23 protein-coding genes, 4 tRNA genes and 5 other RNA genes are annotated in these 26,608 nt (G+C 52.5%); 20 read left to right on the top strand and 12 right to left on the bottom strand.

The window, feature by feature from the left end; genetic code table 11:
• The first annotated feature begins 18 nt into the window (after positions 1 to 18).
• The 13 genes from tolA to DW47_RS17135 all read left to right on the top strand — a co-directional run bounded on the left by tolA (position 19) and on the right by DW47_RS17135 (position 5,577).
• Positions 19 to 1,389, top strand: a complete 1,371-nt coding sequence (gene tolA, locus DW47_RS0115165; protein ID WP_029687280.1) for a cell envelope integrity protein TolA — start codon at positions 19 to 21, stop codon at positions 1,387 to 1,389.
• A gap of 115 nt (positions 1,390 to 1,504) precedes the next feature.
• Positions 1,505 to 2,800: a Tol-Pal system beta propeller repeat protein TolB gene (tolB, locus tag DW47_RS0115160; RefSeq protein WP_029687279.1), complete on the top strand. Its 1,296-nt coding sequence runs from the start codon at positions 1,505 to 1,507 to the stop codon at positions 2,798 to 2,800.
• Between the two features lie 43 nt (positions 2,801 to 2,843).
• On the top strand, positions 2,844 to 3,365 hold the full coding sequence (gene pal / locus DW47_RS0115155) for a peptidoglycan-associated lipoprotein Pal (protein WP_029687278.1): 522 nt from the start codon (positions 2,844 to 2,846) through the stop codon (positions 3,363 to 3,365).
• Between the two features lie 9 nt (positions 3,366 to 3,374).
• Positions 3,375 to 4,154, top strand: coding sequence for a cell division protein CpoB (gene cpoB / locus DW47_RS0115150; RefSeq protein ID WP_029687277.1), 780 nt, complete (start codon positions 3,375 to 3,377; stop codon positions 4,152 to 4,154).
• Positions 4,155 to 4,319: 165 nt separating this feature from the next.
• A tRNA-Lys gene (locus DW47_RS0115145) sits at positions 4,320 to 4,395 on the top strand.
• A gap of 46 nt (positions 4,396 to 4,441) precedes the next feature.
• A tRNA-Lys gene (locus DW47_RS0115140) sits at positions 4,442 to 4,517 on the top strand.
• A gap of 39 nt (positions 4,518 to 4,556) precedes the next feature.
• Positions 4,557 to 4,632, top strand: a tRNA-Lys gene (locus DW47_RS0115135).
• A gap of 34 nt (positions 4,633 to 4,666) precedes the next feature.
• A tRNA-Lys gene (locus tag DW47_RS0115130) sits at positions 4,667 to 4,742 on the top strand.
• A gap of 44 nt (positions 4,743 to 4,786) precedes the next feature.
• Positions 4,787 to 4,909: non-coding RNA, RtT sRNA (locus DW47_RS17155), on the top strand.
• Between the two features lie 44 nt (positions 4,910 to 4,953).
• A non-coding RNA gene (locus tag DW47_RS17150) (RtT sRNA) lies at positions 4,954 to 5,076 on the top strand.
• Positions 5,077 to 5,120: 44 nt separating this feature from the next.
• A non-coding RNA gene (locus tag DW47_RS17145) (RtT sRNA) lies at positions 5,121 to 5,243 on the top strand.
• A gap of 44 nt (positions 5,244 to 5,287) precedes the next feature.
• Positions 5,288 to 5,410, top strand: a non-coding RNA gene (locus tag DW47_RS17140) — RtT sRNA.
• A 44-nt stretch (positions 5,411 to 5,454) separates the two neighbouring features.
• A non-coding RNA gene (locus DW47_RS17135) (RtT sRNA) lies at positions 5,455 to 5,577 on the top strand.
• Between the two features lie 112 nt (positions 5,578 to 5,689).
• Here DW47_RS17135 and DW47_RS0115125 read toward each other — a convergent pair.
• A complete protein-coding gene (locus DW47_RS0115125) occupies positions 5,690 to 6,877 on the bottom strand; it encodes an MFS transporter (RefSeq protein WP_029687275.1) in 1,188 nt (395 codons plus the stop codon).
• A 157-nt stretch (positions 6,878 to 7,034) separates the two neighbouring features.
• Here DW47_RS0115125 and DW47_RS0115120 point away from each other — a divergent pair, with 157 nt between their 5' ends.
• Positions 7,035 to 7,643, top strand: a complete 609-nt coding sequence (locus DW47_RS0115120; protein WP_029687274.1) for a TetR/AcrR family transcriptional regulator — start codon at positions 7,035 to 7,037, stop codon at positions 7,641 to 7,643.
• A 75-nt stretch (positions 7,644 to 7,718) separates the two neighbouring features.
• Here DW47_RS0115120 and DW47_RS0115115 read toward each other — a convergent pair whose 3' ends face one another.
• Entirely contained in the window at positions 7,719 to 9,176 is a 1,458-nt protein-coding gene (locus DW47_RS0115115) for an AlkA N-terminal domain-containing protein (RefSeq protein ID WP_029687273.1), read from the bottom strand.
• A gap of 158 nt (positions 9,177 to 9,334) precedes the next feature.
• Between DW47_RS0115115 and DW47_RS0115110 the strand changes: the two genes are divergently transcribed.
• Positions 9,335 to 9,817, top strand: a complete 483-nt coding sequence (locus DW47_RS0115110; protein ID WP_029687272.1) for a methylated-DNA--[protein]-cysteine S-methyltransferase — start codon at positions 9,335 to 9,337, stop codon at positions 9,815 to 9,817.
• Positions 9,818 to 9,955: 138 nt separating this feature from the next.
• A complete protein-coding gene (gene pnuC / locus DW47_RS0115105) occupies positions 9,956 to 10,672 on the top strand; it encodes a nicotinamide riboside transporter PnuC (protein WP_029687271.1) in 717 nt (238 codons plus the stop codon).
• Between the two features lie 21 nt (positions 10,673 to 10,693).
• Here pnuC and zitB read toward each other — a convergent pair whose 3' ends face one another.
• Entirely contained in the window at positions 10,694 to 11,719 is a 1,026-nt protein-coding gene (gene zitB, locus DW47_RS0115100; protein WP_084689081.1) for a CDF family zinc transporter ZitB, read from the bottom strand.
• Between the two features lie 217 nt (positions 11,720 to 11,936).
• Between zitB and aroG the strand changes: the two genes are divergently transcribed.
• Positions 11,937 to 12,992: a 3-deoxy-7-phosphoheptulonate synthase AroG gene (gene aroG, locus DW47_RS0115095; protein WP_029687269.1), complete on the top strand. Its 1,056-nt coding sequence runs from the start codon at positions 11,937 to 11,939 to the stop codon at positions 12,990 to 12,992.
• A 55-nt stretch (positions 12,993 to 13,047) separates the two neighbouring features.
• On the opposite strand, the gene gpmA is transcribed toward aroG, so the two are convergent.
• The 6 genes from gpmA to DW47_RS0115065 all read right to left on the bottom strand — a co-directional run bounded on the left by gpmA (position 13,048) and on the right by DW47_RS0115065 (position 19,723).
• Positions 13,048 to 13,800, bottom strand: coding sequence for a 2,3-diphosphoglycerate-dependent phosphoglycerate mutase (gene gpmA, locus DW47_RS0115090; protein ID WP_029687268.1), 753 nt, complete (start codon positions 13,798 to 13,800; stop codon positions 13,048 to 13,050).
• 141 nt (positions 13,801 to 13,941) lie between these two features.
• Positions 13,942 to 14,979, bottom strand: coding sequence for a galactose-1-epimerase (gene galM, locus DW47_RS0115085; protein WP_029687267.1), 1,038 nt, complete (start codon positions 14,977 to 14,979; stop codon positions 13,942 to 13,944).
• On the bottom strand, positions 14,958 to 16,121 hold the full coding sequence (galK, locus tag DW47_RS0115080; protein WP_029687266.1) for a galactokinase: 1,164 nt from the start codon (positions 16,119 to 16,121) through the stop codon (positions 14,958 to 14,960). Before galK ends, galM begins: the two co-directional genes overlap by 22 nt.
• A gap of 1 nt (position 16,122) precedes the next feature.
• On the bottom strand, positions 16,123 to 17,166 hold the full coding sequence (locus DW47_RS0115075) for a UDP-glucose--hexose-1-phosphate uridylyltransferase (protein ID WP_029687265.1): 1,044 nt from the start codon (positions 17,164 to 17,166) through the stop codon (positions 16,123 to 16,125).
• Positions 17,167 to 17,380: 214 nt separating this feature from the next.
• Positions 17,381 to 18,865, bottom strand: coding sequence for a molybdate ABC transporter ATP-binding protein ModF (gene modF, locus DW47_RS0115070; protein ID WP_029687264.1), 1,485 nt, complete (start codon positions 18,863 to 18,865; stop codon positions 17,381 to 17,383).
• 84 nt (positions 18,866 to 18,949) lie between these two features.
• Positions 18,950 to 19,723, bottom strand: coding sequence for a TOBE domain-containing protein (locus DW47_RS0115065; protein ID WP_029687263.1), 774 nt, complete (start codon positions 19,721 to 19,723; stop codon positions 18,950 to 18,952).
• A gap of 154 nt (positions 19,724 to 19,877) precedes the next feature.
• Here DW47_RS0115065 and DW47_RS17130 point away from each other — a divergent pair, with 154 nt between their 5' ends.
• Positions 19,878 to 20,030 carry an AcrZ family multidrug efflux pump-associated protein gene (locus DW47_RS17130; protein ID WP_029687262.1) on the top strand — a complete coding sequence of 51 codons (153 nt, stop codon included), beginning with the start codon at positions 19,878 to 19,880 and terminating at the stop codon, positions 20,028 to 20,030.
• A 43-nt stretch (positions 20,031 to 20,073) separates the two neighbouring features.
• Here the strand turns inward: DW47_RS17130 and DW47_RS0115055 are convergent, their stop codons facing one another.
• Positions 20,074 to 20,892 (bottom strand): pyridoxal phosphatase, encoded by an 819-nt coding sequence (locus DW47_RS0115055; RefSeq protein WP_029687261.1) that lies wholly within the window; start codon positions 20,890 to 20,892, stop codon positions 20,074 to 20,076.
• Between the two features lie 151 nt (positions 20,893 to 21,043).
• On the opposite strand from DW47_RS0115055, the gene pgl reads away from it, so the two are divergent.
• Positions 21,044 to 22,033, top strand: coding sequence for a 6-phosphogluconolactonase (gene pgl / locus DW47_RS0115050; RefSeq protein ID WP_029687260.1), 990 nt, complete (start codon positions 21,044 to 21,046; stop codon positions 22,031 to 22,033).
• Positions 22,034 to 22,083: 50 nt separating this feature from the next.
• Here pgl and DW47_RS0115045 read toward each other — a convergent pair whose 3' ends face one another.
• Positions 22,084 to 22,800 carry an ABC transporter ATP-binding protein gene (locus DW47_RS0115045; protein ID WP_029687259.1) on the bottom strand — a complete coding sequence of 239 codons (717 nt, stop codon included), beginning with the start codon at positions 22,798 to 22,800 and terminating at the stop codon, positions 22,084 to 22,086.
• A gap of 858 nt (positions 22,801 to 23,658) precedes the next feature.
• On the opposite strand from DW47_RS0115045, the gene uvrB reads away from it, so the two are divergent.
• Positions 23,659 to 25,683: an excinuclease ABC subunit UvrB gene (gene uvrB / locus DW47_RS0115035; protein ID WP_029687258.1), complete on the top strand. Its 2,025-nt coding sequence runs from the start codon at positions 23,659 to 23,661 to the stop codon at positions 25,681 to 25,683.
• Here uvrB and DW47_RS0115030 read toward each other — a convergent pair whose 3' ends face one another.
• Positions 25,684 to 26,589: a gluconeogenesis factor YvcK family protein gene (locus DW47_RS0115030; protein WP_029687257.1), complete on the bottom strand. Its 906-nt coding sequence runs from the start codon at positions 26,587 to 26,589 to the stop codon at positions 25,684 to 25,686. It lies immediately after the preceding gene.
• Positions 26,590 to 26,608 lie beyond the last annotated feature (19 nt).

The following is a 26,608-nucleotide window of genomic DNA, read 5'->3' as shown; positions in this document are numbered from 1 at the left end:
CGTTTTTGGGAACCGAGAGTGTCGAAGGCAACCGAGCAAAACGATAAGCTGAAACGGGCGATCATTATTTCGGTGATACTGCACATTGTGCTGATCGCCATACTGATCATCAGCTCGTTAAATGAAAAACTCGAAACCAGCGGTGGCGGTGGCGGCAGTGATCTCGATGCGGTAATGGTTGATCCGGGAGCCGTTGTCGAACAGTACAACCGCCAGAACTCACAGCAAAGTGCTAAGCAGTCCGCGCAACAACAGTCGCAGCAACCGAACACGTCGCCAGCACAGCAGGATGATGCCGAACAGGCTAAAGCGGGGGCTGCGGAACAGGCTAAACAAGCCGCTCAGGCCAAGGCTGAAGCAGAACAGCAGCAAAAAGCGGCTGCTGCCGAGGCGAAAGCCGAAGCGGCACAGCAGGCCAAAGCCGCCGCTGCCGCCCAAGCGAAAGCCGAAGCAGAACAGCAGGCTAAAGCCGCTGCCGCCCAAGCGAAAGCCGAAGCAGAACAGCAGGCTAAAGCTGCCGCCGCTCAAGCGAAAGCCGAAGCAGAACAGCAGGCTAAAGCTGCCGCCGCCCAAGCGAAAGCTGAAGCGGCACAACAGGCCAAAGCCCAAGCGGCAGCAGAAGCTAAAGCGGAACAACAGGCCAAAGCCCAAGCGGCGGCAGAAGCCAAAGCTAAAGCAGAGCAACAGGCCAAAGCCCAAGCGGCAGCAGAAGCCAAAGCTAAAGCAGAGCAACAGGCCAAAGCCCAAGCGGCGGCAGAAGCCAAAGCTAAAGCAGAGCAACAGGCCAAAGCCCAAGCGGCAGCAGAAGCCAAAGCTAAAGCAGAGCAACAGGCTAAAGCCCAAGCGGCAGCAGAAGCCAAAGCTAAAGCAGAGCAACAGGCTAAAGCCCAAGCGGCAGCAGAAGCCAAAGCTAAGGCAGAGCAACAGGCTAAAGCCCAAGCGGCAGCAGAAGCCAAAGCTAAGGCCACGGCGAAAGCGAAAGCTGCCGCCGCCGCTAAAAACAGCAGTGAAGTTGATGATCTATTAGGTGGTCTGTCTTCCGGCAAAAATGCGCCTAAGAGTGGCAAAACTGCCGGTGCTTCTGCAGCTGGCCAGGGTGCCCAGAAAAAATCCGGGGCATCCGGTGCGGCGATACAGAGTTATATCGGCCAGGTCCAAGGTGCGATTCAGAGTAAGTTCTATGACTCTGATAATTATGTGGGTAAAACCTGTGACGTGAGTATCCGATTGGCACCGGACGGACTCCTGATTTCTGCCACCGCGGCAGGAGGGGATCCGGCACTCTGCCAAGCAGCGATTACCGCGGCTAAAATGGCGCGGATACCAAAGCCACCTAGCCAGGAAGTTTGGCAGGCGGTAAAAGAGGCGACACTGGAGTTTAAACCTTGACCGTGTCGTGATGGATAGGATCGGCTATGCTCAGACAGGTAGTCGCTCTTTCCTGAGAGCATGATCGGAAATTATACGAATTATCGTGAGCGTGGGTTCAGATAAGGGAGAGAAGATGAAGCAGGCATTTCGTATAACCTTAGGTGTATTTCTGTTGCTGTGGGTGGTGGTCTCCCAGGCAGAAGTGCGTATTGAAATCACCCAAGGGGTGAATACCGCCCGTCCAATCGGTGTTGTGCCGTTTCAATGGACTGGAGGTGGAGCAGCACCCGCAGATATCGGCGGTATTATTGCGGCTGACTTAAGAAACAGCGGTAAGTTTAATCCGTTAGACACTTCCCGTCTGCCACAGCAACCGACCAGCGCTCAACAGGTACAACCTGCAGCATGGTCAGCACTGGGCATCGACGCGGTTGTGGTCGGCCAGATCCAAGGGAATGCTGATGGTAGCTATCAGATCTCCTATCAATTGGTGGATACTGCAGGGGCTCCGGGCACCGTTCTGTCTCAGAACAGTTACAAAGTCACCAAACAGTGGCTGCGTTATGCTGCACATACCGCCAGTGATGAAGTGTTCCAGAAGCTGACCGGTATCAAAGGTGCGTTCCGTACTCGTATCGCCTACGTTGTCCAGTCTAACGGCGGACAGTTCCCGTACGAATTACGTGTCGCCGATTACGATGGTTATAATCAGTTTGTGGTCCATCGCTCCCCTGAGCCATTGATGTCTCCGGCTTGGTCTGCGGACGGTAACGAACTGGCTTATGTCACCTTTGAAACCGGACGCTCCTCACTGGTGGTACAGAATCTGTCGAATAGTCGTATCCGTACCATTGCTGACTTCCCACGTCACAACGGTGCACCAGCGTTCTCCCCAGACGGTAAGAAACTGGCTTTCGTTCTGTCGAAAACCGGCAGTCTGAACCTGTATGTGATGGATCTGGCCTCTGGTCAAATCCGTCAGCTGACCAATGCGCGCTATAACAGTACTGAACCAACATGGTTCCCTGATAGCCAGACTCTGGCATATACTTCCGATCAGGCAGGTCTGCCTCAGATCTACAAGCTGAACATTAACGGTGGAACACCGCAACGTATTACCTGGCAGGGCTCACAGAACCAGGATGCGGATGTCTCTCCCGATGGTAAATTTATGGTGATGATCAGTACCAATAGTGGTAAACAGAACGTCACTAAACAGGATCTAGAGACCGGAGCCGTTCAACGATTAACGGACACGTATCTGGATGAGACGCCAAGTCTTGCACCTAACGGCACCATGGTGATCTATGGCTCAACTCAGGGCTATGACTCCGTATTGCAGTTGGTTTCAACTGACGGGCGTTTCAAAGCGCGTCTTCCGGCGACTGATGGACAGGTATCTTCGCCTGCCTGGTCTCCGTATATGTGATGCATGTGTAAATATGTATGGCAAACTATAATAGGATGTTGAAATGCAACTGAATAAAATGCTGAAAGGTTTAATGCTGGCTCTGCCTGTACTGGCTGTAGCAGCTTGTAGCTCACACAAAAATGACAATGACCAGACCGGTTCTACTGTGGGTGCTGACAGCGCATACGGCGCGAACGGTGCTAACGGCGGTAACATGTCTTCTGACGAACAGGCACGTCTGCAGATGCAGCAACTGCAACAGAACAACATTGTTTACTTCGGTCTGGACAAGTATGACATTCAGCCTGAGTACGCTCAGATGCTGGATCAGCATGCTAACTTCCTGCGCAGCAACCCTTCATACAAAGTGACCATCGAAGGTCATGCGGATGAGCGCGGTACGCCGGAATACAACATTGCACTGGGTGAGCGTCGTGCTAGCGCAGTTAAAATGTACCTGCAGGGCAAAGGTGTTTCTGCAGACCAGATGTCTATTGTCTCTTACGGTAAAGAGAAACCAGCCGTTCTGGGTCACACCGAAGCTGCATGGGCTAAAAACCGTCGTGCCGTGTTGGTCTACTAAGAGAGTAATATGATTAGTAACTTCAGACTTCATACCCTGAGTCTGTCGTTACTGATTGGTGTAGCGGCCATTCCGGCCGCTCATGCCCAGGCGTCAATCAGTAGCGTTGGCTCTGGCTCGATTGAAGATCGGGTCACTTCCCTTGAGCGTATTTCTAATGCTCAGTCACAACTCCTTCAGCAGTTACAGCAGCAACTGAGTGATACTCAGAATGACATTGATTCTCTGCGTGGTCAGATCCAGGAAAACAGCTATCAGCTGAACCAGGTGGTTGAACGCCAGAAACAGCTGTATCAGCAGATTGATACCCTAAGCAGTAATAACAACGGCAACAGTGCGGCGACAACCGCTCCTGCTGCTGGCACTGACGGTACTGCTACCGCCGCAGACAGTGCTGCGCCTGCGACCCAGTCTGGGGACGCTAACAGCGACTACAATGCCGCAGTTGACCTGATACTGAAGCAAAAACAGTATGATAAAGGGATTGCTGCCCTGCAGGCATGGGTGAAGAAATACCCAGACTCGACCTATCAGCCTAACGCCAATTACTGGCTGGGACAGCTGTATTACAACAAAGGTCAGTTGGATGATTCAGCCTATTATTTTGCGACCGTGGTGAAAAGTTATCCGAAATCACCTAAAGCTCCAGAAGCCCTGTTTAAAGTGGGTGTGGTGATGCAGGATAAAAAAGATACCGATAAAGCGAAAGCCGTGTTCCAGCAGGTCATTAAACTTTACCCTGGTACTGCGTCGGCCAAAGCAGCGCAAAAACGACTGGCAGGTGGCTGATTTGTCTGGTTGTGACCAGGGATCGCGTGATTTCTGGTCTTAACGGATGAAAGGTAGGCAACCGGACAGTTTTTTTTAAATAAGAGTTGCGCTACCCAGCTAAATCAGTAATATATGCCGCCGTTGCCGGGAGATATGCAGACAACTACCGGTGGCATTAAAAGAGGGTCGTTAGCTCAGTTGGTAGAGCAGTTGACTTTTAATCAATTGGTCGCAGGTTCGAATCCTGCACGACCCACCATTTCAAGTAAGTGGTGAGTTATTCTCTTTTAAGGTTTTGTCTTGATGGGTCGTTAGCTCAGTTGGTAGAGCAGTTGACTTTTAATCAATTGGTCGCAGGTTCGAATCCTGCACGACCCACCACTCAATAGATGAGTGCTCAAAGACAAAACGTCCCGCGAGGGGTCGTTAGCTCAGTTGGTAGAGCAGTTGACTTTTAATCAATTGGTCGCAGGTTCGAATCCTGCACGACCCACCATTCCTGATGAATGTATCGCAGACTGTCCCGCAAGGGGTCGTTAGCTCAGTTGGTAGAGCAGTTGACTTTTAATCAATTGGTCGCAGGTTCGAATCCTGCACGACCCACCAATTCAGAAAAAAGCACCTTATGGGTGCTTTTTTCGTTTCTGTGCACCGTCGATAAATCGTGTTGGATGAGAACCTGCAGCAGGTTTGGGTCTCACGCAGTGAGACAACGTTGCCTCCGGCAACGACCCGTAGGGCGAGCGTAGCGAGTCATCCTGCACGACCCACCAATTCAGAAAAGAGCACCTTATCGGTGCTTTTTTCGTTTCTGTGCACCGTCGATAAATCGTGTTGGATGAGAACCTGCAGCAGGTTTGGGTCTCACGCAGTGAGACAACGTTGCCTCCGGCAACGACCCGTAGGGCGAGCGCAGCGAGTCATCCTGCACGACCCACCAATTCAGAAAAAAGCACCTTATCGGTGCTTTTTTCGTTTCTGTGCACCGTCGATAAATCGTGTTGGATGAGAACCTGCAGCAGGTTTGGGTCTCACGCAGTGAGACAACGTTGCCTCCGGCAACGACCCGTAGGGCGAGCGCAGCGAGTCATCCTGCACGACCCACCAATTCAGAAAAAAGCACCTTATGGGTGCTTTTTTCGTTTCTGTGCACCGTCGATAAATCGTGTTGGATGAGAACCTGCAGCAGGTTTGGGTCTCACGCAGTGAGACAACGTTGCCTCCGGCAACGACCCGCAGGGCGAGCGCAGCGAGTCATCCTGCACGACCCACCAATTCAGAAAAGAGCACCTTATGGGTGCTTTTTTCGTTTCTGTGCACCGTCGATAAATCGTGTTGGATGAGAACCTGCAGCAGGTTTGGGTCTCACGCAGTGAGACAACGTTGCCTCCGGCAACGACCCGCAGGGCGAGCGTAGCGAGTCATCCTGCACGACCCACCAATTTAGGAAAAAGCACCTTATGGGTGCTTTTTGCTCTATGTTTAGGGGGATCACGGCTTTCTCTGGATGACGGAGTGAAAGGAGAAGTAGTACTTTCTCTTAGGCCGATTAGCTAAAGGCGTTTCCCCACCGTAAAGCCAGCTTTGCGGGCTTTGAACGCAATCAGTAAGGCTATCCCTAACAGTACCAACATGACCCAAGGAAAAGATCCTGCACCAGCGTGTTTCAGCAGTAAGCCGCCGCTCAGGCCACCTAGAGCAATTGCACAGTTCCATGTCACCACGTTAAGAGAAAGTGCAATATCTGCCTGTTCACCGGCTGAATCTGCCAGTGCAGTCTGCAATAAGGTTGCTGCACCGCCGAACGTCAGTCCCCAGATCAGTACTCCCAAGTAGATGATCCACGGGGATACGGCAGCCACAGCGAAGGATGCTGACATCAACGCAAACATCGCTAGGGAAACCAGCACCGCATGACGCAGGTGGGTATCGACAACTTTGCCGGTGATGAAAATCCCCGCAATCGCTGCTACACCAAACTCTAACAAGATTTTACCGACCTCGTCTGCAAGTCCGGCTTGGGCGATAAACGGCGCGATATAGGTATACAGAATATTGTGGGCCAGCATCCAACTCAGGACTACGCCTAGTACGGGGCGAATGCCAGGAAGTGAGAGTACCGGACTCGAGGGCTTAGTGTGCGAGCGGGCCTGGCCTGGATAATCAGGGACGGCCAACAGGATCCAAGCAATCAGCAGCACACACAGCCCGGACATCACTGCAAAGCTCAGACGCCAGCCTATAAATTCGCCTAGCCAAGTGCCGGCGGGGACCCCTAGAGAAAGGGCTACCGGGGTACCGGTCATCGCCAGTGTCAGTGCTCGCCCTTGAAGAGGGGCGACCACCATTCGTCGTGCATAGCCGGCAATCAGGCTCCATGCCAGGCCTGCCGCGGCCCCCGCCAGAAAGCGAGCGTTCAGGATAACGACGGGTGATGTGGATATGGCCGTCAGGCTATTAAACAGTAAAAAGCCAATGACAGTACTGAGTAAGACCCGCCGTCTGGGCCAACTGCGGGTGAGCAGGGTAAGGGGGATCGCGGTAAGCAGTGAACCCGCGGCATAGGCGGTGACTAACTGCCCTGCAATTGAGGGGGAGATAGACAGTCCGGCGCTTATCTCCGGCAAAAGTCCGGCAGGCAGGGTTTCAGTCAGAATACAGATAAAACCGGTCATTGCGAGGGCCAGTAATGCTAAAACGGGGAGGCTGCTTGCCCGATCTGGGTATGGATTTTGTTTCATGACGTCTCATTCTCCGGCGTTTTACGTGACACAGTTGATGTCAAAGTCAGGCGTAGGATAAACTTAATATGTATCGACCGGTACATATACTTCCCGGAGGAAGGGTTGTTGTCAATAAGTTTTATATCAATTAGTATATTTGAAAGGGGGAAAGACGATGAAAACAGGTAGACCAAGGCAGTTTGATAGGGATAAAGCCGTAGTCCAAGCAATGCATCTGTTCTGGGAACAGGGCTATGAAGCCACTTCACTGACTCAGTTGAAAGCCGCCATTGGCAAAGGGATCACTGCCCCCAGTTTTTACGCCGCCTTTGGCTCTAAAGCGGCACTGTTCAATGAGGCAGTGCAATGTTATCTCAATACTCATGCCCAAGTGACAGCCCCCCTGTGGGATAACCGCTTGGCACCCCGACAAGCACTGGAAACGACCTTAACGCAATCTGCATCTATGCAGTATGAATCGGGGCACCCGCGCGGATGTATGGTAGCACTTAGTGCAATGTCCTGCAGTACAGAGGAGAGCCGTCTGCTGCTGAAACCGCTGGAGAACTCAAGACGGCACACCCGACAGGGGATTCGACACTGTATTCAGCGAGGGATTGATTGCGGCGAGCTCGTCAACAGTGACCAGACGCAGGCCCTGGCGGTGAGCTTTGACAGTTTTCTGCTGGGTATTTCAACGCTGGCCCGCGATGGTGTCCCTCTGATAGAAACCCTACAGGGCATTAAACAGATAATGACATTATGGGAGGGGGCACGACGATAACGACGTGCAGCACTAGGTCTCGATATTGCTGATGTTCTGACACTCAGTCAGTGGAGGTCAATAGTCTCCCTTCTATCAGACCTGCTGTGCCATTTTCTGCCATAACAGCATTACTGCATAACTGCGCCACGGGCTCCAACGCTGTGAATAGGCCTCGCACTGCCGGGGACTGAGTCCCCCCAGCGCATTGCGCAACGCAATATCTTCTTTGGGAAAAGCGTCCGTCTGGTTAAAAGCGCGCATTGCAATATAGCGTGCCGTCCAAGGCCCAATCCCCGGTAGGGCGGTCAGAGCAGTAAACTGCAGTTCCGCTGTTTGAAACTGTAAGCGTTTAAAAAAACCTTCGCGTTCAGCGGTTGCCAGAGCCAATATCGCCGTGATCCGTTGTCGAACAATGCCGAGACCCTGAAAATCCTCTTCGCAAGCCTCACGAAAATCCTCCGCCGTTGGTGGCAGACGGCATAATTCAGTAAAAGGGGTGGTGATGGGTTTGCCGAAACGATGGGCTAAACGTCCGCTCAGTGTAGTGGCCGCTGCGACTGTTACCTGCTGGCCAAGAATTGCCCGCAGCGCCAGCTCAAAAGGATCACAGCAGCCCGGAACCCGAATACCGGGATACTCTGCCAACACGGGTCCCAGAAGCGGGTCACTCCCTAAATAAGCGTTAATGACTTCTGGATTGGCACCAGTATCAAAGAGTTGACGGACTTTCTGTAATACTGCCGGAAGCACAGTCACTAACGAATTGCTGACTTCTACCATGAGGCAGTGGCGCTGTGGTCGACAACCGACGCGGATCCAGCCCTGATGACCGTCCACAGCCAGAGTTCGCAGATAGTGATCATCGTTGATGGATTCCACCTCGCTGATGCGCCTTTTTTCGAGAAACCCAAGCAGTGTCGGCCAGTCAAACGGAGGGCGGTAGGCGACCTGCAAAGTCAGGCTTTGGTGATCATGCACCGCTTCGCCGAGACGGTGATCGTTGCGGTAGGCCCGTGGGCTAAGAGGGTAGCGTTCTGCAAATACAGCATTAAACTGCCGTAGGCTGCCAAAGCCGCTGGTGAATGCAATGGTAGTTACTGGCAACGTCGTTTCACACAGCAACTGACGGGCGATTTTCAGCCGTAAGCTTTTCCACAGTTCGATAGGCGTGGTGCCAAGTTGCTGCTGAGTAATGCGCCGCAACTGACGTTCGCTGAGACCGACTCGCTCGGCCAGATGGCTGAGGCGGAAATCTTTATCTGCCAAGCTCGCTTCCATTATATCAGTCAGTTGCTGACAGAGTATCGCGGCCTGATCGACCGGTGCATTGCCGGGAGCCAGTTCAGGGCGGCATCTCAGACAGGGACGAAAACCAGCCTGCTCAGCCTGAGCCGCATATTGGAAAAAGCGACAGTTCGCACGTAGTGGTTTTCGCGCCGGACAGACTGGGCGACAATAGATCCCGGTGGAAAGTACCCCCGCATAGAACAATCCGTCAAAGCGGGCATCGCGGCTAATCAGTGCCTGCCAGGCACTCTCATCATCAGTCATGGTTAACTCCCTGTGTTTGCCCAAGCTTGCCCGTTTTGTGTCAGGATGACCGGCGGTTTTCGGCCAGCTAAATAAACATAATCCACTGTCCGAAAACCGCCAGAAACTGATGTCGCTGATGGCATAATAGACCTACCTTTCACCATCAGGAAAGTCGCATGCATTATCATTTTTCCATTGTCACGACCCCGGTTGGCGAATTAACGCTGATTGTGGGTGAACAAGGGCTGGCAGCTGTCGCATGGCAGAATGATCGGCCAGCACGTATTCGTGCGACGCAAGACCGGTACACTCCCGAACATCCGCTGTTAATCGAAGCCACCCGTCAGCTCAGTGAGTATTTTGCTGGAACACGTCAGCAATTTGAGTTGCCATTACAGCCAGAAGGTACCCAGTTTCAGTTGCAGGTCTGGCAGGCCCTCAGCAGTATTCCCTATGGCGAGACCCGCAGCTACGCACAGATTGCCCAGCAGATAGGGCGGCCCAAGGCAGTCAGGGCGGTAGGGGCCGCCAACGGGAGAAACCCATTGTCTATTATTGTTCCCTGTCACCGAGTGATTGGTGCCAATGGTAAGCTGACAGGCTTTGCCGGGGGAATATCGGTGAAAGCCCAGTTGCTGGCGCTGGAGGGCAGTGAGTGACCAGTCATCCGCAAACAGGCGATAAGTTTACTATAGATAACTTAAAGTGCATATTTTTGCATAAATATTATAATTTAGGTTAATATGTTTTTTAAATTAAACAACTAACCGCAGAAGTGGAACTGTTCAGGAGATAAAATGGACTTTTTTAGCATTCATCATTTACTGGTACATATCCCCCTAGGCACAGGAGGCTATGATCTCTCTTGGATTGAAGCCCTCGGCACGCTCGCGGGATTGGTTTGCATCTGGCTGGCCAGTAAAGAGAAGATCAGTAACTATCTATTTGGACTAATCAATGTAACCTTGTTTGCGCTGATCTTTTTTCAGATCCAACTGTATGCAAGTTTGCTGTTACAAGTCTTTTTCTTCCTCGCCAATCTGTATGGTTGGTACGCTTGGCGTCGACCACGATCAGAGACGAATAATGAATTGGTGGTGCGTTGGCTGACCGTGCCGAAGGCCATCAACTGGGCTTTGGTATCTGCCCTGGCGATTGGCTTACTCACGATATATATCAATCAGGTGTTTGCTGCCCTATCATCACTGGCAGTCCATGGAATGAAGCTGCTAGGCATATCAGTGGCAATGCCACAACTGCAGCCCGATGCCTATCCGTTTTGGGATGCCAGTATGACGGTCTTGTCGGTGGTCGCGATGGTGCTGATGACCCGCAAATATGTGGAAAACTGGATCCTTTGGGTAGTAATTGATGTGATCAGTATTGGAGTCTTTGCGGTACAGGGAGTATGGGCGATGGCCATTGAGTACTTGATCTTGACGTTTATTGCTGCTAACGGCTGTCGGTTGTGGATGCAAAAGGCCGGAGCAGTAGGCTCCCGCTCCCGGCCTTGAACAGCATAACCTAACCCGGTGTCAGTGATGGCTGTGCACGTCCTGTTCCGCGTCATAGTCATGACCCGCCGCGTCGCGGTGTCGAGATTTTCGCTCCCGTCCGTGACACTGGCCATGATCATGGTCAGCATGAGCGTGTGAAGCCGTAGATTCACCCAACCGGCATTGGGTGTCGGCACACAACTGGTACTCCAACTGAACCGTGGCATGTGCTATCTGGTAGTGCTCATTTAGCCACTGGTGGATACGTTGCAGTAACGCATCATGCTGATAATTAGGGATCACCTGGGCATGTAGGGTGAGAATATTTTTTTCCCCTACCTGCCATAAATGCACATGGTGAACATTACGTACTTCGGCAATGGCTGCGGTTAAACGGCGGCTGAGCTTGGGAATATCCACGTCCGGTGGCGCACTCTCCAGCAGTTCGCGCAGGCTCTCTTGGAGTAACTGCCGAGCACTGTTGACTACCAACACGGATACTAGTATCGATAATATCGGGTCAAATGTCGTCCAGCCTGTCCACATGATCAACAGCGCCGCCACTACCGCGCCCGCAGAGCCCAGTAAATCCCCAAGCACATGCAAGGTGGCGGCCCGCACATTGATATTTTGTTTATCCTGCCCCTGATGCAGTAACCAGAAACAGAGCAGGTTCGACACTAATCCAGCAATTGCAATGCCCAGCATCAAGCCACCCGCTACCGGCTGCGGTGTACGGAAACGGACTATCGCTTCCCAGACAATAAGGATAGTGATCACCAGCAGTGCTAATGCATTGATAAAGGCTGCCAAGGTCGTCAGCCGTAACAGTCCAAAGGTTCGATGACCGGCCGCTTTGCGTTGAGAAAAATGGGTAGCCAGCAGAGCCAGCAGCAATGCTCCGGCATCGGTCAGCATATGTCCGGCATCCGCTAACAGCGCCAGGGAACCAGATAGCCAGCCGCCCATTAGCTCAGCCAGCATAAACACAAAAGTGACCACTAATGCAGCCAGTAACCGGCTGCGGTTCACTCCGTCAGAGTGAGAGTGATGAGAATGAGCCATAAGTCACGCATAATCCTGATAAATGAGTCAGAGTAAGCCTCACGAGCAAGGCCTACTGAATATGATATAGGTCACAGAGATAATAGGCGAATCTTTGCAAAGTGCGATAAATGCGCCGCCTATGTAAACCGGGGAGGGCAAAGCTAATTTACTCGAGCCATGGCTCAGGCTAGAGTATTGGCAACAACCTCTTGGGTTAACTGTAAACGGGACTGTTATGAACTATCGGAATGATGATTTAAGAATAAAGGAAATCAAAGAGTTACTTCCTCCTATTGCGCTGCTAGAAAAGTTCCCAGCCTCTGAAGCGGCTGCCGCCACCGTATTTGAATGTCGCCATGCGATTCAGCAGATTTTGCAGAAGAGAGACGACCGTCTGCTAGTGGTCATCGGTCCTTGCTCGATTCATGATCCTCAGGCGGCACTGGAATACGCTGGCCGCCTGAAAGCGCTGCGTGAGGCGTTGAAAGAGGAGCTGGAAATCGTTATGCGGGTCTATTTTGAAAAACCGCGGACGACTGTTGGCTGGAAGGGGCTTATCAATGATCCGGCCATGGATGGCAGTTTCCAGATTAACGACGGTCTGCGTACCGCCCGTAAACTGCTTTCTGATATTAATGATCTTGGGCTGCCGGCCGCCGGCGAGTTCTTGGATATGATCACCCCACAGTATCTGGCTGATCTAATGAGCTGGGGGGCTATCGGCGCCAGAACGACCGAATCACAGGTACACCGTGAACTGGCCTCCGGACTTTCCTGTCCAGTCGGTTTCAAAAACGGGACTGACGGTACTATTAAGGTGGCGATCGATGCCATCAATGCGGCGGCCGCAGGTCACTGCTTCCTGTCAGTGACCAAATACGGACACTCGGCGATTGTCGAAACCGCCGGTAATCAGGACTGTCATATTATCCTACGTGGCGGTAAAGCACCGAATTACCATGCTGCTGATGTTGCCGCGGTCAGAGAAGGGTTGGAGAAAGCGGCACTGCCGGCGCGCATTATGATCGATTTCAGCCATGCTAACAGCTCTAAGCAATATCAGAAGCAGGTTGAGGTCGCCGCAGACGTGGCTGCACAGATTGCTGGTGGTGATCAGAGCATTATGGGAGCGATGATCGAAAGCCATTTAGTGGAAGGTAATCAGAGCCCAGAGGCTCAGCCATTGGTATATGGCCAGAGTGTGACCGATGCCTGCATTGGCTGGCAGGCCACCGAACAGGTATTGCAGCAACTGGCTGCGGCAGTTAAAACACGGCGTGGTACTGCCTAAGTGACTCGCGGGTAGGACAGATAACCAAACAGGCCGGGGATACCCGGCCTGAACATTACTTCGCTTTACCCTGATTTGCTACTGCCGCCGCTTTGGCTGCGATTTCTTCGGCATTACCCAGATAGTAATGCTTCAGTGGTTGGAAGTTTTCATCGAATTCGTATACCAGCGGAACCCCAGTCGGAATATTCAGCTCTAGGATCTCATCTTCAGACATCTTATCCAAATACTTGATCAGTGCCCGCAGTGAGTTACCGTGAGCCGCGATAATCACTTTCTCACCGCTTTTCAGACGAGGCAGAATGCTGCTTTCCCAGAACGGGATCACACGCTCAATGGTCAGTGCCAAGCTTTCGGTGGTTGGCAGCTGCTCCGCGCTAAGTGACGCGTAACGTGGGTCATGACCCGGGTAGCGTTCGTCGCTTTTTTCCAGTTCAGGAGGCGTCACGGCAAAACCACGACGCCATTGTAGAACCTGATCATCGCCGTACTTTTCAGCGGTCTCCGCTTTATTCAGCCCCTGCAGTGCACCGTAATGACGTTCGTTAAGACGCCAAGATTTTTCCACAGGCAGCCAAGCCTGATCCAGTTCATCGAGCACACTCCACAGGGTGTGGATGGCACGCTTCAGCACCGAAGTGTAAGCAAAGTCAAAGCTGAAGCCTTCTTGCTTCAGTAACTGTCCCGCCGCTTTGGCTTCCTCACGGCCCTTGTCAGACAGGTCCACATCGTACCAACCGGTAAAGCGGTTTTCCTGATTCCATTGGCTTTCGCCGTGACGTACCAGAACAAGCTTAGTTACTGCCATCGCTTAACTCCTTAATGCTTATAAAGTTCTAGAAGAACGGAAACTGTCCCCGGACCGCAATATGCCCGATAAGATTGCCTTACCATAGCCGAAAACGGCCCGAGGTGTAAGAGTGGCACAGGCCATCTGCACTATATTTCGTCATTCCGCCCGTGCACTGAACTGATAACGGGTCACCGATTGGCGGATCTCACCCGGAGTCAGCCAGCAGTCAGGCTGCGGCCACTCCGGATGATTTGGAGAGTCGGGCAAATAGCCGGTTTCCAAAGCAATCCCTTGATGGTTCTGATAACGGCCCTGGCGTGCTGGCGTGCCCTGTAAAAAATTCGCCGTATAAAACTGTATCACCGGGCTGTCTGTAAACACCGATAGCTGTAAGCGTTGATCCGCCGACCACAGTTGGGCCGCCGGCACACGGTCATCACCGGCACGGGTCAGTAAAAAGGCATGATCGTAGCCGTGAACTTTTTGCTGATCACTGTCTTGCAGAAAATCGGTTGTCACGGTTTTCGGCTGGCGGAAATCAAAGCCAGTGCCCGTGACATCTTTCAGTGGGCCGTCAGGGATCCCCTCGGCACTCACCGGCAAATAAAGGTCTGCTGCCAGTTGTAACCGATGTTGGCGGGCATCACCTTGATTCGCATCAAGGTTAAAATAGGCATGGTTAGTTAATGCCACCGGACACAGCTTATCCGTTTCCGCCTGGTAGCGGATCACTAGGCTATTATCCTCGGTCAGCTGATAGCTCACCTCGACGATTATCGTCCCGGGATAGCCTTGGTCACCGTCCGGTGAATGTAGGCGATAGACCACTTCGTTCGGCGTCTGACGGACAATCAGCCAGCGGCGATGACTGAACCCTTCCGGTCCTCCATGTAACTGATGGGGAGGCGTATTGGCGCTGAGCGTAGTGCCTGTCCGTTTTAAGGTGGCGTTACGGATACGGTTGGCATACCGTCCGACACAGGCTCCGAGGTAGGCAGATTGATGCAGATAGTCCTGAGGCGTTGCACAGCCCAGCAGTGTTTCTCGTACGCTACCGTCAGCCAGCGGCACCCGTGCCGAGAGCCAAGTTGCGCCATAATCCATAAAGGTGACATCCATACCGGCACTGTTACGCAGTACCGTCATACGGATAGGTAACCCGTCTGGAGCATTTACAGAGGATTGTGTTGACATACTCCGGCTCCTTGTGAGGCCTGGCAGAGATAAAAGCTTTCACGGATGCCGGTGCGGGCTTGGTATTGTGCGGCAACGGCCTTTCGCACTGGCTCCACCAATTCTGTTGGGAGCAGGGCTACCACACAACCGCCGAAGCCACCACCAGTCATTCTGACACCACCGCGTTCCCCAATCACCGATTTCACGATCTCTACCAGTAGATCGATCTGCGGAACGGTAATTTCAAAATCATCACGCATCGAGGCATGAGATTCGGCCATTAGGCGTCCTAAGGTCACCAAATCACCGCGGGTGAGGGCGTCTGCAGCACCTTGGGTGCGCTGGTTTTCGGTCAACACATGGCGTACCCGCCGTGCCACACAGGGATCTATCTCATGGGCGACGGCTTCAAATTCCGCCAAGCTTACATCCCGTAAGGCCGGTTTGTTAAACAGACGCGCGCCAGTATCACACTGCTCACGACGCAGGTTGTATTCGCTGCCCACCAGCGTGCGCTTAAATTCAGAGTTAATGATCACGATAGAGGTATTATCAGGGATCGGCACCGCACGGGTTTCCAGCGAGCGGCAATCCAGTAACAGCGCATGCTGTTGACGGCCAAGAGCGGAAATCATCTGGTCCATAATGCCACACTGACAGCCGACGAACTGGTTTTCAGCTTCTTGGCCAACCAGTGCAATCTCGGCGGGTGTCATCGGCAGAGACCAAAGCTGTTGAATGGCCGTCCCGACAGCCACTTCCAGAGAGGCGGATGAGCTGAGACCGGCTCCTTGCGGAACATTGCCACTGATCACCATATCCATGCCCTTAAACCTGGGCTGACGGCGATGCAAGTGACTGACGACACCACGAATATAATTGGCCCAGTGTTGATCGGCCAGCGGTAGGATAGGCTCGTCCAGGGAGAATGCATCCATGGCATTATCATAGTCTGCCGCCACTACCCGAAAATAGTTATCTTCACGACGGGCACAGCTGATCACGGTGTGGTAATTGATCGCGCAGGGCAGCACCAGCCCATCGTTATAGTCGGTATGCTCACCGATCAAATTAACCCGCCCGGGGGCGCTGATACAGTGGGTCGGCTCATAATCAAAATGTTGTCTGAAAAGATGAGCACAGCTGTCGTGAAGTGTCATGTTAATGGTTCTCCTGATAATGAATGTCACTGACCGCGGTGAGACGTTGCGCTGCCTGCTCCGGCGTCAAGTCGCGCTGGGCACCGGCCAGCATTTCGTAGCCGACCATAAATTTACGCACTGTGGCTGAACGCAACAGGGGGGGGTAGAAGTGCGCATGCAGTTGCCAATGATGGTCCGGTGAACCATCCGCCGGTGCGCCATGCCATCCCATTGAATAGGGGAAGGAGCAGTTGAACAGGTTATCATAACGGCTGGTGAGATTTTTCAGTGCCAACGCCAAATCGCGGCTCTGTGCCGGGGTCAGCCCACTCATTCGGGTCACGGCAGCCTTAGGTAATAACAGAGTTTCAAAGGGCCAGACCGCCCACCAGGGGACCACTGCCAGCCAATGTTCAGTTTCGGTCACAATCCGTTCACCCGCTTGCAGTTCTCGGCGGGCATAATCGAGAAGCAGCGGCGTGCCATGTTGCTCGTAATAGCGACGCTGGTGGAGGTCTTCGCGGCGGACCTCATCAGGAATAAAACTGTTGGCCCAGATTTGGCCATGGGGATGTGGGTTAGAGCAGCCCATTGCCGCGCCTTTATTCTCGAAAATTTGAACCCAGGGATACTGCTTTTCAAGTTCGGTACTTTGGGTCTGCCAGGTCGTGACGACCTGTTCCAATTCCGCTAAAGACAGCAGCGGCAGAGATTTACTGTGATCGGCGGAGAAACAGATCACCCGACTGGTACCGCGGGCACTTTCACAACGCAGTAACGGATCGCTCTGCTGCTCAGCTTGTGGCGTATCGGGCATCAGGGCCGCAAAATCATTGGTAAACACCCAAGTCCCCTGATAGTGGGGGTTCTGTTCGCCATTGATTCGGGTATTACCGGCACACAGATAGCAGTCCGGATCGTGCGCGGGTAGCATTTGCTGTTGCGGGGTTTCTTGTGCACCCTGCCACGGACGTTTGGCCCGATGTGGAGAAACCAACACCCACTCATCAGTGAGCGGGTTATAACGGCGGTGAGGATGATCAACCGGAGTAAACTCAGACATAGAATTTCCTGAACAGAATGCTGGCTGAAAATACAGATACTCTGACTTTAGCAGACACTTAAATAAAGGTAAGGAATAGTGTCACCCTGTGGAATCGTTTACACAAGGGGTGGGGTCTGAGTTTTTATCGAAGATTTACTGTGAATTGTGATCAGAATCTGATTTTTGCTGAGAGTGAGGGCCTTCCCTGTAGGTGGCAGGGAAGTCTCATCGGTTAGGGGGTTGCGAGGACTAACGTTTCTTGAGTGTAATGATAGCCTTGGTCATCTGGCACAAAGCTTAGGCGGTGCGTAATACATTCTGGGGCATCTTCGGCGTGGTGAGATACGAACAGCAGCTGGGTACGACCCTCACCGATCAGCACATTGATAAAACGGCGCACCAGCTGTCGGTTGATAGCATCTAGCCCTTGCAGGGGTTCATCGAGGATCAATAAGCGTGGATGTTTGACCAGCGCCCTGACGATTAACACTAAGCGCTGTTGGCCCCAAGACAAACTGTGGAAGGGGATATCAGCCTGAGTATCACGGAACCCCAGCAGTGACAACCAGCGACTGGCAAGCTGTTGCTGACGATCAGAGGGGGCTTGGTACAAACCGATAGAATCAAAAAAACCGGACAGCACCACGGTACGCACCGACGCGCTGACCCGGTATTCCAGATGTAAGCTACTGCTGACGTAGCCGATATGCTGTTTGATATCCCAGATGGTTTCACCGCTACCGCGCCGCACGCCGAACAGGGTGAGGTCATTGCTGTAACCTTGAGGGTGGTCGCCGGTGACCAGACTGAGCAGCGTTGACTTACCGGCTCCGTTAGGACCGGTAATTTGCCAATGTTGGCCGGGATCAACCTGCCAGTTCAGGTGCTGAATAACCGGTTTATCCTCCCAAGAGACATGACCGTCACGCAGGATCACCGCCGGCAGTTCATCGACGTCGTGACGGACTGCGTGGGGATCGTCCGCCTCCGGTAAACTGACGCAACTGAGGTTTTCGCTGTGCGCCAACTGTGCCACCAGTGCATGGTTGAGCACCTGCTGACGTGGACCGGTTTCGCTAAGGGTACCTTCAGCCAGAACTCCCACATGATCGACAAATGCCGGAATATCTTCAAAACGGTTCAGGACCAGCACCAGAGTGGTACCCTGTTGATGCAGATGGCGTAACAGTTCTGCAAGATCTTCACGAGACTGCACATCTAATCCATCAAAGGGTTCGTCAAGGATAAGCAGAGCGGGGTCTGCCATCAGTGCCTGGCACAACAGCACCTTGCGGGTTTCCCCAGTGGAGAGAAATTTAAACGGGCGACTGAGCAAATGACGGATCCCCAGCTTTTCACTCAGCATCTCACAGCGTGGCTCATCGTTGACGCTGTCCATAATGATATCGCGGCTGTAGCGGCCCTGGTCGTTTTCCCCTTCGCTAAACATATCGGTGTTATTGCGCTGCCATTCGGCGGCCACCAATGCCGATAACTGTTCCAATGACAGCCGTGCCACTGGGGTGAAGTCAGCATGTAGCTGACCGCAGGCCAAGGGCACCTCACCGGATAGTGCTTTCGCCAGTGTCGATTTACCGCTGCCGTTACTGCCGACAAAGGCCCAGCTTTCCCCCGCGTTAAGGGTTAAGTCGCCGGTATGCAGCGCGTAATGTTGTCCAGGACGAAATATACCTTGCTTAATCTGCAATACTGCCATTATTTATACCGAATTTTGCATTGAATTACACTGTTGTAACGGCCCACTGGCAGGTTGTCAAACAGAATACTGAGCAAAATGAGGTCAGTTGAGGCTGGCTAATAATGCGTTCTCTGGACGGAATGTTGCCCATGCAGATTGTCCCGGTCGCCAGTCCGCCGACTCGGCAGGCAGAGCGGCACAAAGCTGCTCACCATTAGTCAGGGTCATCAGCAGTTCACAGCCGTGTTCGCCGTGTAGCACCTGGCTCAGAGTCACCGGAAAAGTGTTGCCATGGGGGGAGGGGGTGACACTAACTTCCAGCCAAGGCGCTTTAATCAGCACCAGCACGTCTTTACCGAGGGTAAGTTGTAACCGTTGGCTGCTGTAGCGGGTAATGGCAACCTGTACCTGTGTCTGACGGTCACTGAGCAGAACCGTGACGCGCTCTGACAAGTCATCATCCTGTTGCGCGATAACGGTTCCAAATAATTGGTTACGGGCACTGGTTTGCAGGGAAAAACGGGCGATGGCGGCTAATAAACTGTCTAACGGTAAAGTCTCTTCCTGCAACACATCGAAGGCTTTCTGCTGTACCTGTACCAGCAGATGGTAGAGCTTGAGCAAGCGCTGACCATAGGCGGTGATATAGGTACCGCCACCCCCTTTCCCGCCGGCATGGCGGCCGACAACCTGTTGATCCGCCAACTGGTTCATCTGGTTTATGGCATCCCAGGCAGTTTTATAGCTTATCCCGGTCAGTTTAGCGCCTTGACTGATAGAACCGGTTTCTGCGATAGCTTCTAATAACGCAATCCGGCGTGGGTCGGCAAACAGTGTCTGATTAAGGTGAATATTCAATGAGAGGTCAGCGTGCATATCAGGTCCTGTCATCCGTCAATTAGAAGCTAAGGAGCGAGGAGTGTAGCATCCTGTTGCCTTGAAAAAAGATAAAAGCACAAAAAGCAATGGGCATCTGTGGCGGCTGCCGATAAACTGATGGTTTAAATTAGCCTAAATACAGAGGTCAGCGATGTTAGAACTACTGGAAAGCCTGTTAATGGCAATTATTATGGTGCCGGTGGTCATGGCAATTATGCTGGGGATCATCTGGGGCTTGGGAGAGTTATTTAACCTGATTTCCGGGGCTCGTCGCAACAATGATTCATCAGTGTCCAGTCACTGATCACTGACAGCCTGCCGGTGTTGGCAGGCTGTGCAGTCAGCACTTAGAGTACCCTTTCGCGTAACGTGTCGGCGATAGATGGATGGTCATTATCGCCGATTACCAATCCAGCCCGTGCCTTGATCTGCGCATCTGCATTGCCCATTGCCACTCCCAGCCCTACTGACTCCAGCATACTGAGATCGTTGTAGTTATCGCCAAAGGCAATCACTTTCTCAAGGGGGATGCCACGGCCGTCTAACCACTGTTTCAGACGCTTGCCTTTGTTATTGCCTTGTTGGGCGATATCGACCTGATCTACCCACGACCACTCGCAGGTCACTCCGGCCTCGCTGCTGACCTGATCCGCCAATGTCGCCAGCTTATCGCTATCTGGATAACAGAGAGCAAACTTCCACAGTTTATTAGCCTGGCGGGCGGCGTCAGAAAGGGAGGCAACCTGTTGAAAGACCGGACGTTGTGCTGCGGGTAAGGTCTCACCCCAGGCTTGGGTACGAATAACATGCGCAGTGGGCTTATGGTAGAGCATGGCATCATCGGCATACAGTAGCCCGTCAATGCCTTGTTCCTGCAGATGCTGTAACACAATCTCTGCCTGTTCAGGGGTCATAGGATCGTTGTCCAGCACCTGCTTGGCCGCATAATCGTACAGATAGGTGCCGTTGCAGCAGATGGCGGGTGTACTCAGTTGCAGCTGCTGATAAAAAGGATGAATGGCACTGTGGTGACGTCCGGTCACCAGGATCACGTCTACCCCGGCACGCCGAGCATCCGCTAGGGCGGAGACCGTTTCTGGTAGAAGGGTTTTTTGTGAGGTCAGTAGAGTTCCATCAAGGTCTAACGCAATGACACGGTAATTCATAAACAGTATTTCCTGTCAGTAAGGTCTGAACAGAGTGTAGACCCAGCATGATGGCCGACAAAGGGGTGAGATCAATAAATCATTTTTTGTGCGGGCAGATTACGCTACAGTGACCTGTCCCCTAAAAACAGATTCCAGGTAAGGAGAATCCATGCAACAAGTAGTTTATACCGCTAGTCCCGAAAGCCAGCAGATCCATGTCTGGCAACTGTCGGCGGCAGGTGCGCTGACTTTATTGCAAGTGGTCGATGTCGATGGACAGGTACAGCCGATGGTGGCCCATCCGCAGAAACCTCTGCTGTATGTAGGGGTACGCCCAGAGTTCCGGGTGATTGCTTATCATATTGCTGCAGACGGTACCTTGAGTGAAGCGGGAGAGGCAGCTCTGCCGGGCAGCCCGACCTACCTAAATATCGATCAGCAGGGACACTCTCTGTTTGCGGGGTATTATCATGATGGGCTGGTCAGCGTGTCACCTCTGGATGCGTCGGGCTTGCCTCAGGCGGTGGCCCAGACCCTAAGTGGTATGGATGGCTGTCATTCAGTGAATATCCGTCAAGATAATTCAGTCCTGTACGCACCTGCCCTTAAGCAGGATCGCATCTGTGCGTTCCGCCTAGATAGCGAGGGTCGACTGAATGAGAACGCCAATGCTCAGGTTGCCACGGTCGCCGGTGCTGGCCCTCGCCATATGGCCTTTCATCCACAGGGAAAATATGCCTATTTGGTCAATGAGCTGGATAGCACAGTGAGCGTACTGGCATTGACGGAGCAGGGCGCTGAAACGGTGCAGACTCTGGATATGATGCCGGAAGATTTTGAAGGTACACGCTGGGCAGCAGATATCCATATTACGCCGAATGGGCAGTTCTTATATGCCTGTGACCGTACCAGCAGTACGCTGACACTGTTCCGCGTCAGCGATGACGGTGCGACCTTGACCCTTGGCGGTTTCCAGGCGACTGAAACACAGCCACGCGGTTTTAATATCGATACTCAAGGTAAGTACCTGATCGCTGCTGGTCAGAAATCTCACCACATCGAAGTCTATGCGATTTCACCGCAAGATGGCTCTCTCACCCCGGTTAACCGCTATGCGGTCGGACAGGGTCCAATGTGGGTGGTGATCCGCGCGCTTTAATCAAAAAAACGGGTAATGGTGACCATTACCCGTTACTAGCAGGAACGTGTTCAGCTAACCGTCAGCCATTTGTTGATCATCCCCTCATCCAGCTGAGCAACTCGCCCGGCAGCCACATTCCGACCCTGATGCAACAGTAGGAAATAATCCGCCACTCGGCGGATGAACGAAATACGCTGTTCCAGCAACAAGATGGTCATACCGTAATCGCGGTTAAGGCTGCGCAACAAATTACCCATATCCTCTTCCATCCACGGGGACATCCCCTCGGTCGGTTCGTCAAGGATAAGCAGTTTCGGTTGTAGTACCAGTGCTCTCGCCAGTGCCAATTGCTGTTGCTGGTCGAGCGTCAAATCACCGCCGCGCTGATGGCGTAAGTCATAAAGGTGTGGGAACAGGTCAAAAATCATCTGTGGGATAGCATGAGGAGGGGCTGTACGGGCTGCTTTCAAGGCAATGACCAAGTTATCTTCAACACTCATCTGCGAGAAAATATGTCGGTGCTGTGGCACATAGCCAATACCCATTCCGGCACGTTGTTCGCAGGGTTGTAGGGCTAAATCCTTTGGCGGCGCATTGTTTTCCTGCCAAGTCATGGTGCCACTGTTCAGCGGTAAGTAGCCCATAATACAGTTGACCAAAGTGGTTTTACCCATTCCGTGCTGGCCAAGCACAGCAGTGCATGAGCCCGGCATCAGATCCAGATCCACATCCCAAAGGATATGGTTCTGACCATAAAACTGATTGATAGCACGTAAACTCAGCATCTGTTGAACTCCTCTCTATGTAAAGAATGCCTGGCAGATATCCGTAAAGGTGTCACGGTATCCTCTCCCTCAGGCGACAGTTTTCAGGTTGATTAAAGCAATAACCAGGCCACTTTTATATGCTGTCATAAAAATAAGCACAGCAAGGATGTTGACAGCAATATCGGCAACCAGGTTGCCAGAAACGAAACACAGCACAGCCGTGTTTGCACCCAGTCAGGGCATTGTTTCAGGGCAAAGGGGTAAAAACGTGCATAAAAGCAGATAAAATCTGAAGCATCTCTCTTGACGCTGGTGAAAAATAGCGTCCGAAATCCCCCATGCGGTGGATTCATCAGCGACATCTTTATGGCCATCTCAGGGAGAAAAAAAACAAAAAAATTTTTTTTTCAGCGTTATCCCGAGCAGTTCAGAAAATTACCCACAGCCTGTGCCTATTGGGCTGATCTAAGTTATCCACTATTCCTGTGGATAACCATGTGTATTAGCATCTTAAAACTGCGCTGACGCAAGGGAATATGCGGGCTGGCAACACTCTGGCTGGAAACTGGGCTTTTATTAATTATAACGATATTTCAGTAAGTTAATTAAAAGCAATACTTAGCGTGATGGGCTGAGAAATTCCGAATTGAAACGATGACAATCTCTTGACAAATCTCAAAGTTTAACGGGCGCAGTGGATAACCGTTTCAGTTTTTTGGGCTGCGGGGCCATACCGAGATTATTTACCATTAAAAAATGTCTTTGCAGGATGAAATTAACGGAACTGGCTATATATCCAGTAGCGACATTGGCATATTTTCCTCCGCCAGCTAAAATAGTGGCCCCCTTCGGTAAAACGCGACAGGTAATTAGATAATGAGCAAAGTGTTCAAACTTCATTCAGAATTCAAGCCATCCGGTGACCAACCGGAGGCTATTCGCCGTCTCGAAGAGGGGCTGGAAGATGGCCTTGCCCATCAGACGTTATTGGGGGTTACCGGTTCAGGTAAAACCTTCACCGTCGCCAATGTGATTGCCGACTTGAACCGCCCGACCATGGTATTGGCACCGAATAAAACACTGGCCGCGCAGCTTTATGGCGAGATGAAAGCCTTTTTCCCAGAGAATGCCGTCGAGTATTTTGTCTCCTACTATGACTATTATCAGCCAGAAGCTTATGTCCCGAGTTCGGATACCTTTATCGAAAAAGATGCGTCGGTAAACGAACATATCGAGCAGATGCGTCTGTCAGCTACCAAGGCCTTATTAGAACGCCGTGATGTGATTGTGGTGGCTTCAGTCTCCGCTATTTACGGTCTGGGTGACCCGGACCTCTATCTGAAGATGATGCTGCACCTGACCCGCGGTATGATCATCGACCAGCGCAGTATCTTGCGACGGCTGGCGGAGCTGCAATATGCCCGTAACGACCAAGCTTTCCAGCGTGGTACCTTCCGGGTACGCGGTGAAGTGATCGATATTTTTCCTGCGGAATCTGATGACTTGGCGCTGCGCGTCGAGCTATTTGATGAGGAGGTAGAACGCCTGTCACTGTTTGACCCGTTGACCGGTCAGGTCAGCCAGATCATACCGCGTTTTACCGTCTATCCTAAAACCCACTACGTCACCCCTCGGGAACGTATCGTCCAGTCGATGGAAGATATCAAGGTGGAGTTGGCTGATCGCCGCCGTGTGTTACTGGAGAGCAATAAATTACTGGAAGAGCAGCGTATTACTCAGCGCACGCAATTTGATCTCGAAATGATGAATGAGCTTGGCTATTGCTCGGGGATTGAGAACTATTCCCGCTACTTGTCTGGCCGCGGTCCCGGTGAAGCGCCGCCGACCCTGTTTGACTATCTGCCCGCGGACGGTCTATTGGTGGTGGATGAGTCCCACGTGACGATCCCACAGATTGGCGGCATGTACCGGGGAGACCGCGCCCGTAAAGAGAATCTGGTCGAGTACGGTTTCCGTCTGCCCTCGGCGTTGGATAACCGACCGATGAAGTTTGAAGAGTTTGAGGCGTTGGCGCCACAAACTATCTATGTCTCAGCCACCCCCGGTGCCTATGAACTGGAGAAATCCGGGGGGGAAGTGATCGAACAGGTGGTTCGTCCTACCGGTCTGCTGGATCCGCTTATTGAAGTCCGACCGGTGGCAACGCAGGTCGATGATCTGCTGTCAGAGATCCGTCAGCGGGTGGCGATCAATGAACGCGTGCTGGTCACGACCTTGACCAAACGTATGGCCGAAGATCTCACCGAATACCTTGAAGAACATGGCGAGCGAGTGCGTTATCTGCACTCAGATATCGATACTGTCGAGCGTATGGAGATTATTCGTGATTTGCGTCTTGGGGAATTTGATGTGCTGGTGGGCATTAACCTGTTACGAGAAGGTCTGGATATGCCGGAAGTATCACTGGTGGCGATCTTGGATGCTGACAAAGAGGGCTTCTTACGCTCCGAACGTTCCCTGATCCAGACCATTGGCCGTGCGGCGCGTAATATCAACGGTAAAGCTATCCTCTATGGCGACCGGATCACTGCCTCGATGGCGCGGGCTATCGAAGAGACAGAGCGTCGCCGTGAAAAACAACAAACTTGGAACGCCGAACAGGGAATTGTACCGACTCGCCTTAACAAGAAAATCACTGATATTCTCGAGTTGGGTCAGGGCATGGCGAAAGCTAAAGGGCGTGGTAATGAGAGATCAGGACGTCAGGCCGCAGAGTCTGCCGGTCGTTATCAGTCTCTAACACCGCAGGCGATGCAGAAGAAAATCAGTGAGCTAGAAGCGAAAATGCAACAGCATGCGATGGATCTAGAGTTCGAGGAGGCCGCGCGGGTACGCGATGAACTCCATGAGTTGCGGGCATTGTTTATCGCCGCTTCTTGATCAGCGGCTGATGGCCTGTAGCGCATTTTCTAGGGCAATATGCAGCAAATGACGATCATGGCGATAACGGATATCGCCAGCTTCTAGGGTCTGCTGAATCACTACCCGGTCTTGCAGATGACTGACATCGGTGGCCGGACCTACCACCAAGGCATCGATGACTCGGCGGCCAATCACCTTCTCAATCATGGTCAGCTTATTTTTGACGGTCAGCAGACCTGCTGGACCGCTCTCTTTACCGAGATTGCCGATAAAAATCATCGGTGCTGGGGCTCGTCTTAGCGCTGTGGCCATCTGTTCCAGCAGTAACACCGGCATCAGACTGGTATAAAAACTGCCGGGGCCTATCAGGATCAGATCCGCTTCGGCCACCGCTTCGAGCGCTTCGCGGGTGGCTGACACTTCAGGGAACAGTCCCAGCGACACCGGAGCTGATGACATGGCATCAATTTCCGTTTCCCCGTAAACGGCATTACCTTCAATGTCAGTGGCCACCAGGTCTACCGGCTGTTCGGACATCGGTATCAACACAGCCTCGACTTTGAGCACATTGCGGATCAAGGTGATGGCATCCAGTGGCCGGACACTGAGATTATCCAGCGCTCTCAGCATCAGGTTACCGAGATTATGCCCCGCCAACTCCCCCTGACCACTGAAGCGATATTCAAACATCGCCGACGCGATCCCCGGCTCGGTGATCAACTGATTCAGACAGTTACGCATATCCCCCCAGGCTATGCCTCCTTCAGAACGGCGGATCCGCCCAGTTGATCCCCCGTTATCCGTGGTAGTGACCACCCCCGTCAGGCGAGAACCGAGGAAGGAGAGGGAGGACATCACACGGCCTAAGCCGTGTCCGCCGCCGATAGCGACAACGCGATCCAGATCTGCCAGGGTACGGTTCATAAAACTCCTGCGGGGTGAA

This window comes from Tatumella saanichensis, assembly GCF_000439375.1.
Classification (GTDB): domain Bacteria; phylum Pseudomonadota; class Gammaproteobacteria; order Enterobacterales; family Enterobacteriaceae; genus Tatumella; species Tatumella saanichensis.
The sequence above is the reverse complement of the archived record's forward strand: the minus strand, read 5'-3'. Positions and strand labels throughout refer to the sequence as shown.